The 12,821-nt window shown below is 61.2% G+C and carries 13 protein-coding genes; 10 read left to right on the top strand and 3 right to left on the bottom strand.

The window, feature by feature from the left end:
- The first annotated feature begins 74 nt into the window (after positions 1-74).
- Both ACR0NJ_RS08030 and ACR0NJ_RS08025 read left to right on the top strand, forming a co-directional pair.
- The gene (locus ACR0NJ_RS08030) at positions 75-1,370 is read left to right on the top strand and encodes a lipoprotein-releasing ABC transporter permease subunit (protein WP_480816610.1); all 1,296 of its coding nucleotides are present in this window, start codon (positions 75-77) and stop codon (positions 1,368-1,370) included.
- On the top strand, positions 1,363-2,049 hold the full coding sequence (locus tag ACR0NJ_RS08025; RefSeq protein WP_480816609.1) for an ABC transporter ATP-binding protein: 687 nt from the start codon (positions 1,363-1,365) through the stop codon (positions 2,047-2,049). Before ACR0NJ_RS08030 ends, ACR0NJ_RS08025 begins: the two co-directional genes overlap by 8 nt.
- On the opposite strand, the gene ACR0NJ_RS08020 is transcribed toward ACR0NJ_RS08025, so the two are convergent.
- Positions 2,033-2,470, bottom strand: a complete 438-nt coding sequence (locus ACR0NJ_RS08020) for a DMT family transporter (RefSeq protein ID WP_480816608.1) — start codon at positions 2,468-2,470, stop codon at positions 2,033-2,035. The two genes, ACR0NJ_RS08025 and ACR0NJ_RS08020, sit on opposite strands and share 17 nt — an antisense overlap.
- 98 nt (positions 2,471-2,568) lie before the next feature.
- Between ACR0NJ_RS08020 and ACR0NJ_RS08015 the strand changes: the two genes are divergently transcribed.
- The gene (locus ACR0NJ_RS08015; protein WP_480816607.1) at positions 2,569-2,964 is read left to right on the top strand and encodes a c-type cytochrome; all 396 of its coding nucleotides are present in this window, start codon (positions 2,569-2,571) and stop codon (positions 2,962-2,964) included.
- Between the two features lie 4 nt (positions 2,965-2,968).
- On the opposite strand, the gene ACR0NJ_RS08010 is transcribed toward ACR0NJ_RS08015, so the two are convergent.
- Together ACR0NJ_RS08010 and ACR0NJ_RS08005 are read right to left on the bottom strand one after the other, a co-directional pair.
- Entirely contained in the window at positions 2,969-3,655 is a 687-nt protein-coding gene (locus ACR0NJ_RS08010; protein ID WP_480816606.1) for a hypothetical protein, read from the bottom strand.
- A gap of 42 nt (positions 3,656-3,697) precedes the next feature.
- Positions 3,698-4,360 (bottom strand): DNA-3-methyladenine glycosylase I, encoded by a 663-nt coding sequence (locus ACR0NJ_RS08005; RefSeq protein ID WP_480816605.1) that lies wholly within the window; start codon positions 4,358-4,360, stop codon positions 3,698-3,700.
- 392 nt (positions 4,361-4,752) lie between these two features.
- On the opposite strand from ACR0NJ_RS08005, the gene ACR0NJ_RS08000 reads away from it, so the two are divergent.
- From ACR0NJ_RS08000 to ACR0NJ_RS07970, 7 genes are all read left to right on the top strand, one after another.
- Positions 4,753-5,703 carry an ABC transporter substrate-binding protein gene (locus ACR0NJ_RS08000; protein ID WP_480816604.1) on the top strand — a complete coding sequence of 317 codons (951 nt, stop codon included), beginning with the start codon at positions 4,753-4,755 and terminating at the stop codon, positions 5,701-5,703.
- 10 nt (positions 5,704-5,713) lie between these two features.
- Positions 5,714-6,763 (top strand): quaternary amine ABC transporter ATP-binding protein, encoded by a 1,050-nt coding sequence (locus ACR0NJ_RS07995; protein ID WP_480816603.1) that lies wholly within the window; start codon positions 5,714-5,716, stop codon positions 6,761-6,763.
- Positions 6,760-8,820, top strand: a complete 2,061-nt coding sequence (locus ACR0NJ_RS07990; protein WP_480816602.1) for an ABC transporter permease — start codon at positions 6,760-6,762, stop codon at positions 8,818-8,820. Before ACR0NJ_RS07995 ends, ACR0NJ_RS07990 begins: the two co-directional genes overlap by 4 nt.
- A gap of 94 nt (positions 8,821-8,914) precedes the next feature.
- Positions 8,915-9,580, top strand: coding sequence for an NnrU family protein (locus ACR0NJ_RS07985; protein WP_480816601.1), 666 nt, complete (start codon positions 8,915-8,917; stop codon positions 9,578-9,580).
- A gap of 68 nt (positions 9,581-9,648) precedes the next feature.
- Positions 9,649-10,170: a DUF2478 domain-containing protein gene (locus ACR0NJ_RS07980; protein ID WP_480816600.1), complete on the top strand. Its 522-nt coding sequence runs from the start codon at positions 9,649-9,651 to the stop codon at positions 10,168-10,170.
- A gap of 148 nt (positions 10,171-10,318) precedes the next feature.
- A complete protein-coding gene (locus ACR0NJ_RS07975) occupies positions 10,319-11,344 on the top strand; it encodes a LacI family DNA-binding transcriptional regulator (RefSeq protein ID WP_480816599.1) in 1,026 nt (341 codons plus the stop codon).
- 92 nt (positions 11,345-11,436) lie between these two features.
- The gene (locus ACR0NJ_RS07970) at positions 11,437-12,741 is read left to right on the top strand and encodes an ABC transporter substrate-binding protein (protein WP_480816598.1); all 1,305 of its coding nucleotides are present in this window, start codon (positions 11,437-11,439) and stop codon (positions 12,739-12,741) included.
- Positions 12,742-12,821 lie beyond the last annotated feature (80 nt).

The following is a 12,821-nucleotide window of genomic DNA, read 5'->3' as shown; positions in this document are numbered from 1 at the left end:
CGGACCCACTACCGGCTTGACCATCCGGTGAAATGCCGAAAGGGTCCCCGCACGCAACAACCGCTGGAGCAGGCATGGCCAAGACCCCCCCGCCTTTTGCCCCTTTCGAATGGAAGATCGCATGGCGCTACCTGCGCGCTCGCCGCGCCGAGGGCGGGGTCAGCGTGATGACGTGGATTTCGCTGATCGGGATCACGCTGGCTGTCTTTGCCCTGATCGCAACGCTGGCGGTCCGGTCCGGGTTCCGGTCGGAGTTCGTGGGCACCATTCTGGGGGCGAACGCCCATGTCACGGTCTATTCCTCGGGCGAGATCGACGCGCAGGGGCGGGTGGACCGCACCATGCCCGACTACGAACAGCAGGCCGAGCGCATTGCGCAGGTTCTGGGGGTTCAGCGCACCGCGCCGCTGGTCAAGGGGCAGGTGCTGATCACCAACCGTGACCGCAGCAGCGGGGTCGAGGTGTTTGGTATCCGCCCCGACGATCTGCGTGATCTGCCCGGCGTGGCCCAGAGCGAGCAGGCGGTCGGCGATCTGTCGCAGTTCCAGACCGGCGAGGATGTGATCGCCATCGGATCGGGCGTGGCGCGCAGTATCGGGGCGACGGTGGGGGATACGGTCAAGCTGACCTCGCCCAACGGGGTCAAAACTGCCTTTGGCACCTCACCGCGCGTGAATGCCTATCGCGTGGTCTATGTGTTCTCGGCGGGCCGTTATGACATCGACCGGACGCGCGTCTACATGCCGTTCTCTCAGGCACAAGGTTTTTTTAACCGCGAAGGCGTCGCCGATGAGATCGAGGTGATGGTCGAACGGCCAGAGAACCTGACCCCGATCCTGATCCCGATCATCGAAGCGGCAGGCGAGCGCAGCCAGATTTGGACTTGGCAGGACGCCTCCGGCGGGTTCCTGCGCGCGTTAGAGGTCGAGGACAATGTGATGTTCATCATCCTGTCGATCCTCGTTCTGATTGCGGCGATGAACATCGTCTCGGGCCTGATCATGCTGGTGAAAAACAAGGGCCGCGATATCGGCATTCTGCGCACCATTGGCCTGAGCGAAGGCTCGGTCCTGCGGGTCTTTTTCATCTGCGGCGCGTTCACCGGCATCATCGGCACGGCGATGGGGGTCATCCTTGGGTGCCTGTTTGCGATCTATATCGATCCGATCTTTTCCTTCGTGAACTACGTGATGGGCGGCGGCGTTTGGGACCCGTCCATTCGCGGCATCTATGCGTTGCCGGCCGAGTTGCATCTGAGCGATGTGCTCAAGGCCATCGGGCTGTCGCTGGGTCTGTCCTTCCTTGTCACCTATTTCCCCGCCCGCCGCGCGGCGCGGCTGAACCCGGTCGAGGCGCTGCGCTATGAATGATGTGACATTGCGGCTGAGCGGCCTGACCAAGACCTATCTCAAAGGCACACCCGGCGAAGTTCAGGTGCTGCGCGGCGTCGATCTGGACCTGCGCGCTGGCGAGGCGGTTGCGCTGGTCGCCCCCTCTGGTGCGGGCAAATCCACCCTTCTGCATATAGCCGGGCTGCTGGACACGCCGGATGAGGGCGCGGTCGAGATCGTGGGCCAAAGCGCGACGGGCAAGGGTGACCGGACCCGCACGGCGCTGCGGCGGCAGGATGTCGGCTTTGTATACCAGTTCCACCACCTGCTGCCGGAATTCACAGCGCTGGAGAATATCACACTGCCGCAACTGGCCAACGGTGTGTCCGAAAAGGCTGCGCACCAAAGGGCGATGGCCTTGCTTGATCGCGTCGGCGTCGCGCCACGCGCGGGGCACCGGCCAGCGGCCCTGTCTGGGGGTGAACAGCAGCGCGTTGCTTTTTGCCGCGCGTTGGCAAATGCGCCGCGGGTTCTACTGGCGGATGAACCCACTGGCAATCTGGACCCCGAGACCTCGGATCAGGTGTTCGACGCGCTGATGTCGCTGGTCCGGGACGAAGGCTTGTCGGCTCTGATCGCCACCCACAACATGGATCTGGCGGCGCGGATGGACCGGATGGTGCGGCTTGAAGGTGGCATGCTCAGGCCAATTGAGTGATCGCCACGCCGACGGCCATCACCGTGATCCCGCCCGCGCGCATCCATGTCAGCGGCGTGACCTGAGCACCGAACAGGCCAAAGTGATCAATCGCCGCCGTGCTGATCAATTGGCCCAGCAGCACAAAGAACACCGCGTTTCCAACCCCGAAATGCGGCGCGACATGGGTGATCGACAGAACGTAGAAGGCGATCAGAACACCCGCCAGCAACAGGTGCTTGGGGGCCTGCGCCACTTTGGAAAGCGCTTCGATTCCCGGAAAAAGCAGCATCACGATCGCGGATGAGCCAAAGGCGATCGCAAACAGAACCACAGCCGCTGCGGTTGGTGAGCCGATCAGCTTCCCCAACGCGGCGTTCAATGCGGCAAGGATCGGAACGCCGATTCCGGCGGCCAGCATGATGGCTGCGTATTGTGTCATGGCCCGAACCCTCTCGCGTTGCTTTCGTTGATCTGGATCATTGCGCCAAGCCGGTCGTCGGGCAAGCCTGCAAATGTCAATCTTGACAGGAGGATGCGATGATCAGAGCGGTACTTTGGGCAGGTCTAATCAGTTGCGGGACAATGGCAGCAGCACAAGAGGCGGACACGGGGGCCGAGCTGTATCAGCACTATTGCGCAACCTGTCACGGGATCGAGGCAACAGGCCATGGCCCGATGGCGGGCGTTCTGGTGATCCAGCCGACCGATCTGACCAAGCTGGCCGGTGAAGATGGCGTGTTCCCCACCGCCCGCGTTGTCGCCCGGATTGACGGGCGCGATCCGCTGGTCAGTCACGGCAGCCCGATGCCGGTCTATGGGCCGTACTTCGACGGGCAGGACACCGCGATCAAAACGCCCGAGGGCCAGCCGATCCTGACCAGCCAGCCCATCGTCGATCTGGTGGCCTATCTGAAAACCATTCAGGTGAATTGAAGCCTTAGCTGCAGATGCCCTGAATTTCGGCATCGCTCCATGGGATGACCACATCGCGCTCGCGGCCCTTTTCGGGCAGTGGCGACAGGTCGAAATGCGCGCCCAGCATCTCGTGCAGCCTATGCGTCCGCTTGGCCTGCGGGTCCAGCGCGCGGCAGCACACATATTCCTCGACAATCGCACCCTGCTGCTCGAACCCGTAGGACAGGAAATCGGGCGAGGTATCCAGATCGAACAGATAGGGGTCCTTGCGCCCGCCATGTTCAAATGCCGCGCGCAACGGGTGATAGCCGGTGGTCTTGCGGTTCTGCCACTGCCAGACATGGGTCAGTTCATGGGCCAGCAGCATCGCGGCGACCAGATTCATCTCATCCGGAAATTCGGACATGTAATCTTCTACATACCAGCCGTCGGAAAAATAGACCTTGTTGAACAGCGCGACGGCTGCGGGTTTGCCGGTGAATTCACCCTCTTCCATCGGTGGCAGGATGCGTTCGCGGCAGGCCAGTCTTGGCCGCGCCTCGCGGAAATAGGTGATCTCGGCCACTGGCGCGCCATCGACCAGCCGGACGCGATCCAGGTTCAGCGTGTCGCCCTGCACGGTGGTTGCAAACGCGCGTTCCTGCTCTGTCAGCGGGCGACCGCAGGACGACAAAAGCAACAGGGCCATAAACAGCACGCGCAAAACCATGGGATCAACCCTAGTGCGAGGCAGTCAATCCGCAAGCCGATTTCATAAACTCATCGCGATGACGCGGCTTATTTCCGTGAGGCCCCGCCCGGACTGATCCATCCATGTATTGAACGCATCCTGAACGGCGGCCATCGCTTTTTTCGAGGTCGCAGGCTTGTCGATCACACCCTCGGCAATCAGCCGGGCGGTGACATCCTGCGACAGGATGAAACTGTCGCGCCCGGCAAACCGCATCGCATATTGGGCCGAGGCCCCGCCCAGCCGCGATCCACGCTTGGCGAGCATGTCCAGCAGGCCGATGTAATCGGTTGAGGGCCACCCGCCCAGCACCTGACCGACCCCGCCTTCATCGCGCAGTTCCAGCAGGAAGGCTGCATTGTCGCGGACGGTGGCGATCTTGGTGCCATTGCGCACGATGCGGGTGTCCTGCAGGAGCGAGTCGAACTTTTCGTCATCCATGAAGGCGCAGCGCCCGACATCGAAGCCGTCAAAGGCGGTCTCGAACCCGTCCCATTTGTTTTCGATGACCTTCCAGTTGAATCCCGCCTGAAAGATGCATTTGGTGAGTATCGACAGCCAGCGATCCTCAGGCATCGCCGCAAGTTCCGCTGCGCTTTTGGGTTTGCTCAGCTTTTCGGCCAACGCCTCCGGTCCGCCGTGGCGGTTTGCGGCCATTTCGAAAATCTCGTCAAATGAATGCATGATCGTCACCCTCCGCCATAAATGTTTTCTTTTTGTTCCCCATTAGCAAGCATTATTTTGGCTGCGTGCAGGTGGAAGCCACCGTTGCGCTGGGCGAATGTCACAATTTGTCAAAGAAAACCTCGACAAATGGGAGTAAACAGGTTTGATTGACTCGTCAGTCAATATTTCTTGCCAAACGGTCGGGGATTGCGACGGGCCGGGGGGACGGTATCGCGCGGGGCGTCAGTAATTGGGCCCGGCGGGATTTTGCGGGCGTAAGAAAACTGACCGCTTTCCTTTTCCGGCTAAAATTGTGCATGTTGCGACATGGTAATGTCGCAAGGCAGATCTGCCGGTGGGCTGTGCTTGCCGGGATGTGCAAAAGAAAGAAGAAGACAGGGAGAAAAGCCATGAAAAAACTGAGTGTAAGCCTTTTGGCCATCGCCGTCGCCGGATCGGCCCATGCCGCTGATATGGGCGCGGTGGATGAACCGATCAAACTGGCGATCAACGAATGGACCGGTCAGCACGTCACCACCCATGTGGCAGGAGAGATGCTGAAGGCCGCAGGCTACAACGTCGAATACGTCACTGCCGGGATGATGAACCAGTTCCAGGCGCTGGCCGATGGCGACATCGACGCGACGCTGGAAATCTGGTCGTCCAACGTGTCCGACGAGTACGCCAAAAAGATTAACGAAGGTACCGTGGTCGAAATCGGCGATCTGGGCCTCGACGCCAAGGAAGGCATTGCCTACCCGGCGCATGTCGCCGACCTGTGCCCGGGCCTGCCCGCATGGGAAGCGCTGAAAGACTGCGCGCAGGTCTTCGCCACCGCAGAAACCCTGCCCGGAGGCCGTCTGGTCGATTACCCCGCCGATTGGGGCACCCCCGGCGCGGATCGCATGACCGGTCTTGAACTGCCGTTCAAAGCGGTTCCCGCTGGCTCCGAGGGCGCTTTGATCGCCGAACTTCGCGCCTCGACCGAGCGCAAGTCGCCGCTGCTGATCACCTTCTGGCAGCCGCATTGGGCAATGTCGGCCTATGATGTGCAGTTCGTCGACCTGCCTGCGGGTGAAGAGGCCTGTTTCAACGATCCGGCATGGGGCCCGAACCCCAACGCGGTCAACGATTGCGACTTTTCGCCCTCGCGCATCTTCAAGGCTGGTTGGAGCGGTATGGCCGACAAATGGCCCGCCGCCTATGAAATCCTGTCGAACTACCAACTGGCGGTCGAAGACCAGCAGCCGATGATGGGCGCGATCGACGTCGATGGCGGTTCGGTCGAGGAAGTCGTCGCCGCTTGGATGGCCGAGAACGAGGGCAAATGGCGCCCCGTCGTTGACGCGGCAACCCAGTGAGCTGACATCAGTGACTAACGCAAACACGCCAGCCATCGCCTGCCGGAATCTCTGGCAGGTGTTTGGCCCCGGCGCAGACAAGGCCCTGAGCGACGCGCTGTCTCGGTCAGGGAACGACGCCGACCAAGCCGCGGCCAATCTGCGTGAAGCTGGGTTCATCCCCGCCGTTCAGGATGCCAATTTCGAAGTGCATGAGGGCGAGCTGTTCGTCATCATGGGCCTCAGCGGCTCGGGCAAGTCGACCCTGATCCGCTGCATCTCGCAACTGCTGCCCGGTACGGGCGGAGAAATCCGAGTGGATGGCGAGAATGTCATGGGCGCGTCCAAGAAGGTGCTGACCGATCTGCGGCGCAAAAAGCTGGGCATGGTATTCCAGCATTTTGGCCTGTTCCCGCATATGACCGTGGCCGAGAACGTGGCCTATCCGCTGCGCGTGCAGGGTGTTGGTAAGAAGGAACGTCTGGCGCGGGCGCAAGAAGTGATCTCATTGGTCGGCCTTGAGGGGCGCGAGGACAGCTTCCCCCGGCAGCTTTCGGGCGGTCAGCGGCAACGTGTGGGGATCGCCCGCAGCCTTGCCGTGAACCCGGATATCTGGTTTCTGGACGAGCCGTTCTCGGCCCTCGATCCCCTGATCCGCCGCCAGTTGCAGGATGAATTCCTGCGCATTCAGGCGACGTTGAAGAAATCCATCGTCTTCATCACCCATGACATCCAAGAGGCGCTGAAACTGGCCGACCGCATCGCCATCATGCGCGATGGAAAGATCGTTCAGATCGGCACGCCCACGGATATCGTGCTGCGCCCGGTCGACGACTACGTGCGGGAATTCTCGAAAGATGTAGCCAAGGGCCAGCACGCCAAGGTCGCCTCGGTCATGCGGGATGAGGCCGAATGCGGCCCGGATGATCCCGGTCTGACGACCTCAATGACGCTGGACGCGGCATTGGCGCATTGCATGGAATTGTACGAACCCGTGCCGGTGCGGGATGCCGAAGGTAATGTCGTCGGCACCGTACACCCCTCTGATCTGGCGGCCGCGCTGCAGGTGGACGAGGCATGACGGCGCTGGATATCCCTGCGCAGCAGGCGCGCCTGACTACAGGGGCGCAGGCGGCGCTGATCACCGTGATCGTCGGCGCGATCTGCCTCGCGCTGGAGGGCGCCGCCCCGTGGCTGGTCAAATGGCCCGCCGCATGGGAACTGCCCGCAACCCAATGGGTCGGAGCGTTTCTCGACTGGTTCCTGAACGGCATCAAACCGGCGATGCGGCTGTTCTCGGACTTGATGACCTATCCGATGAATGCCGCCAACTATGTGCTGGGCAACACGCCTTGGCCGATCCTGATCGGCATTGTCACCGCGCTGGGCTGGTATCTGGGCGGGCTGCCGATGGCGGCGCTTGGCTTTATCGGCCTCAGCTTTGTGCTGGCCTCGGGCTATTGGGCCCAGAGCATGAATACGCTGGCTCTTGTCGCCGTGTCCGTGCCTGTAGCGTTGATCATGGGCGGCGCGATTGGCATTCTCGCGAATGAAGTGCCGCGGGTGAAAGCGTTCGTGCAGGCCGTGCTGGACATCATGCAAACCGTGCCGACCTTTGCCTATCTGACGCCGCTGTTGCTGCTGTTTGGTTTTGGCCCGGTGGTCGGGTTAATCGCCTCGGCCATCTATGCCGCACCGCCCATGGCGCGCAATGTGATGCTGGGGCTGGAACGGGTGGAGCCCGAGATCAAAGAGGCCGCCATCATGTCCGGCGGCACACGGTTCCAACAACTGTTCCAAGTCGAGATTCCCGCTGCCACGACGCAGATCATGGTCGGTGTGAACCAATGCCTGATGGCCGCCCTGTCGATGGTGATCATCGCCGCCGTCATCGGTGGCTTCAACGACATCGGGTGGGAGGTCCTGCTGACCATGCGCAAGGCGCAGTTCGGCGAATCCCTGATGGCCGGTCTGGTCATCGTGGTCTTTGCCGTGGTGATCGACCGGATGAGCGGTACTCTGGCAACCGAGCGCAAACGCTACAACCAACGTGTCGTTTGGGCAATGCTGGGCTTTGCCGTGCTGTTCACCGCCGCCTTCTGGGCGTGGCTGCCGAACCCGTCCGAGCTGACCGTTTTGGACCCGATGGCCGAGGCCATCGACAGCGGCCTGACCGCGTTCACGCAGGCCAACGGGCCGTGGCTGGATGCGCTCAAGAACAACTCGCTGTTCTACGTGCTGTTGCCGCTACGGATCGGATTGGATCAGGCGGTGCTGCCCTTCACATGGGGCTTTGCGTGGACGCCCGCCATGAGCTACAGCCTCTTTGCCGCCGGTGCTGCCATCGCGCTGCTGATGGCATGGCGCGGGCATCTGACCGGAGGTCTGATCGTTCTGATCCTGATCGGCATGCTGGAAACCGGCATCGCCAACCTGCCGTGGCCCTTCGTCCTGACCAGCGCTGCCGCGCTGGGCTGGGTCGCGGGCGGCTGGCGTCTGGCGGCGCTGTCGGTGGGTCTGCTCTGCACCATCCTCGTCTCGGGCCTTTGGGAGCGCGCCTTGCTGTCGCTGTATCTCAGCGGTGCGGCGGTGTTTTCCTGCGCTGTGATCGGCGGGCTGATCGGTCTGGCCAGCGCGGTCTGGAAACCGGTCTGGACCATCGTGCGCCCGATCTGCGACATGCTGCAGACCATCCCTCTGTTCGTCTTCCTGATCCCGGTTCTGATGGTGTTCCAGATCGGAGAGTTCTCGGCCTTCCTCGCCATCTGCGCCTATGCCATCGTTCCGATGATCCGCTACACGCGGCACGGGCTGGTCAACACGCCCGAGGACATGATGGAGGCCGCCATCTCCAGCGGCGCGACCGAGTGGCAGATCATGCGCGACGTCCGTGCGCCCTATGCCGCGCCGACCATCCTGCTGGGGCTGAACCAGACGATCCTCTATGCCTTTGCGATGCTGGTGATCGCGGCGCTGATCGGCACCACCGGTCTGGGCCAGTCGATCTATCTGGCGCTGGGGCAGGCGGATGTGGGGCTTGGCATATCGGCAGGGGCGGCCATGGCCATCCTCGCGCTGATCGCCGACCGCATGGTGCAGGGCTTTGCCGAAGAACGCCGCAAGGCGCTGGGCCTCTAGGGCAGGGGGCATCTCCCTGTTCCCACTTGATTTCGAACAAAGACCAGTGCCCGGCTACCCCCTAAAACCGGGCGCAACACGTTCGGAGATAACAATGATCGGCTGGGGACTATTCCTCGCAGCACTTGCCACGTTCCTGCTGAGCCACATGATCCCGGCCCGCCCGGCGGTGCGCGGCTGGCTGATCGGCACGCTTGGCCGCACCGGCTATTTCGCCGCCTATTCGCTGGTCTCGCTGGCCGTGCTGGGCTGGCTGATCATCGCCGCTGCCAACGCGCCTTATGTCGAGGTCATTCCGCCGCTGACCCTCTTTCGCTGGGCCCCGCTGCTGATCATGCCCGTCGTCTGCTGGCTGGCCATCGCAGGCCTGTCGATCCAGAACCCGTTTTCCTTCGGAGGGCTGGGGCATCGCGCCTTCGACCCCGAAAACCCCGGCATCCTGCGCACCACCCGCCATCCGATCCTTGCGGCGCTGATGCTCTGGGCCATTGCCCACCTGCTGGCCAATGGCAGCCTATCGCATGTCATCCTGTTTGGCCTGTTTGCCGGTTTCGCGGCGATGGGCATGGCCCTGATCGATCGCCGCACGGCGCGGCAGATGGGGTCAGAATGGCATCGCCTGTCCCGCAATACCGCGCGCCTGTCCTTGCGCGCGTCCCGCCCGTGGCCGCACCTCTGGGTGTGGCTGACCGCCATCGCCGCCTATGCGGTTCTTCTTCACCTGCACGCACCTGTGATCGGTCTTTCCCCCTTGCCATAAGCAGGGGAGTGGTCGGGCGGGTCCTGGCGTGCTATCTGGAATGTCACACTTTATTATGGGGTCTCTGAATGTACCTGGCCTATGTCACAACAACCGATCGCGGCGCGACTGACCTTTTGCTCAGCGCGGTTGCCAAAGATTTGCAGAATTCCGGTGCCAAACTTGCCGGAGTGGTGCAAACCAACACTGAATGCGTTGACAGCACCAAATGCGACATGGATGTCCGGGTGTTGCCCGAGGGTGAGACGATCCGTATTTCCCAATCTCTGGGCACCCAATCGCGCGGCTGCCGTCTGGACCCTGCGGCGCTGGAACAAGCGGTGGGTTATGTCACCGCCTCGCTGGACGATGGGCCGCAACTGCTCATCATCAATAAGTTTGGCAAGCATGAGGCCGACGGGCGCGGTTTCCGTCCTGTCATCGCTGATGCACTGGCACGGGATATTCCTGTTCTGGTCGGTGTGAACGGGCTGAACCTCGATAAGTTTCAAGAGTTCACTTGCGGTGAAGCCGAGTTGCTTGCTTCGGATCGGAAGACCATCACGGAATGGTTCAACCGTATTGCCGTGGAACGCACGCAGGCGGCCTGAGACGCTGACGGGAAACCTGTTCGGGCGCGTTCCACCCTGTCGAAATCCATCTCTCAAAGTTGATGGGTGGCATCCTGCCCTCTATTGATTTTTGCCGCGCGCAAAGATTATGTAAAATTAGGGCAAGATCGCCGCGGTACTGAGGACGATGACCAAGATAAAGAACATGGAAGAATTTGCGGCGGTCAGCGGAATATCCCGCCCGACCGTGTCGAAATACTTCCACGACCCCGACAGCGTGCGGGCGACGACACGGGCGCGGATCGAGGAAGCGTTGGAACGCTTTGACTATCGCCCGAACATCTATGCCATCAATCAGAACAGAAAACTGACCAAGAATATCGGCATCTTGGTGCCCTACCTGGCCGATCCCTTCTTTGCCGAGATCGCCCGGTATCTGGAGCAAAGCTGTATCGCTGCGGGGTATCGCCCGTCGCTGTTCAGTTCCCATGGCGAGCAGAAGCTTGAGAACGAAATCCTCGACAGCCTTCGGTCGCTGAAACCCGCGGGCGTGCTGCTTGCGCCTTTGGGCCGGGCCTCGGACCGGGCGCAAATCGAGAAGTTTTGTGACAACGTGCCAACCGTTCTGTTTGACAGCAACCTTGATGGGCTGGGGGCGGCGTTTGTCGGGTCGGACAATTTCAGCTTTGTCTCGCAGACTGTGGAATACATGACCCGAACTGGTGAACCGCCGTCGTTTTTTGAAATGCGCACCCCGGCGAATCCCAACGCCAACAAGCGGCGCAAGGCCTACGTCGACGTGATGCAACGCCTCGGGTTTGAGCCGCATGTGATCAAGATCGACGGCGAGGGCTGGGCCTTTGAAGAGATCGGTCGTCGGGGCGCGGCAAAAGTGCTGGAGGCGGGCGACCTTAGGACGGATTCCGTTCTGTGCAGCAATGATCGCCTGGCGATCGGGTTCCTTGCCGCCTGTTACGAGCAGGGGATTCGGGTCGGCAGAAAGAAGGATTGCTCGCTGCGTGTCGCCTCGAATGACGATCATCCGTTCGCGAAATTCACCTGCCCGTCCCTGACCACCGCCGCGCATGACTACGACAATGTGGCCGGACGCAGTGTTGAAACCCTGTTCGAACTCATTGAAAGCGGGGGGAAATTCGACGAGAGGGCGGAGACTCTGTTTCCGGCCCGGCTGGTTTTGCGGGAGTCGGCTTAGCCAAAATTTAACGCGCGTAAAGTTTTTATTGACGCCGCGACAAGTTCCGGTCTACCCTTCCTGTACAGCATCCAAGCTCAGGGAGGACAGGGATGTATCTGAAGAACGCACTTCGTGCGGCGACAGCGCTGACTTTCGTCGCAACGGCAGCGGCCCACGCGCAATCCATCACAATCGCCACCGTGAACAACGGCGATATGATCCGGATGCAGGGCTATTCCGACAAATTCACCGAGGCGACCGGGATCGACGTCGAATGGGTGACGCTGGAAGAAAACGTGCTGCGTCAGCGCGTGACCACCGACATCACCACCAAGGGTGGCCAGTTCGACATCATGACCATCGGCATGTACGAAACGCCGATCTGGGGCGCGAATGGCTGGCTGGTGCCGCTGGAAGGTATGTCCGCCGAATATGACGTGGACGGCATCCTGCCTGCGATGCGCAACGGCCTCAGCAATGACGGCACGCTTTATGCCGCCCCATTTTACGGCGAAAGCTCGATGGTGATGTATCGCACCGACCTGATGGAAAAGGCTGGCCTTGAAATGCCAGATGCTCCGACATGGCAGTTCATCCGGGAAGCGGCGGCGGCAATGACCGATCGCGACAACGACATCAACGGCATCTGTCTGCGCGGCAAGGCTGGTTGGGGTGAGGGCGGCGCCTTCATCACCGTGACCGGAAACTCGTTTGGTGCACGCTGGTTCGACGAAGACTGGAAGCCTCAGTTCGATCAACCCCAATGGAAAGAGGCATTGACCTTCTTTGTCGATATGATGAATGAGTCTGGCCCGGCGGGATATGCCACAAACGGCTTCAACGAAAACCTGTCGTTGTTCCAGCAGGGCAAGTGTGGCATGTGGATCGACGCCACTGTTGCAGCGTCTTTTGTGACAAACCCTGATGACTCGACCGTGGCTGATCAGGTTGGCTTTGCCCTCGCACCAAATTCCGAAGGTGTTGACAAGCGCGCCAACTGGCTTTGGGCATGGGCGCTGGCCATCCCGGCAGGCACGCAGCAAGAGGACGCCGCCAAGCAGTTCATCGAATGGGCCACGTCCAAGGATTACATAGAACTGGTGGCTGAAAACGAAGGTTGGGCCAATGTGCCTCCGGGTGCGCGGACATCGCTGTATGAGAACCCCGAATACCAGAAGGTGCCGTTCGCCCAGAAAACGCTGGATTCGATCCTTGCAGCCGATCCGGATAACTGCTGCGCACAACCGACGCCCTATGTTGGCATCCAGTTTGTCGCGATCCCGGAATTTGCAGGTATCGCCACGCAAGTGAGCCAAGAGTTCTCGGCGGTCTACGCCGGACAGCAAACGGTGGAAGAGGCGCTGGAAAAAGCGCAGGCCTTCACCGCTGAAGAGATGGAAGCCGCAGGGTACTGAGGCATCCTCCCACGCGGGTGGACAGGTTTCTGTCCCCCGCTCCCCACTTCCACAACGCGCATTTTTCTCGCAGGCTTGTA

It is taken from the genome of Ruegeria sp. F11 (assembly GCF_056533855.1).
This window is presented reverse-complemented; position numbering and strand designations above follow the sequence as displayed.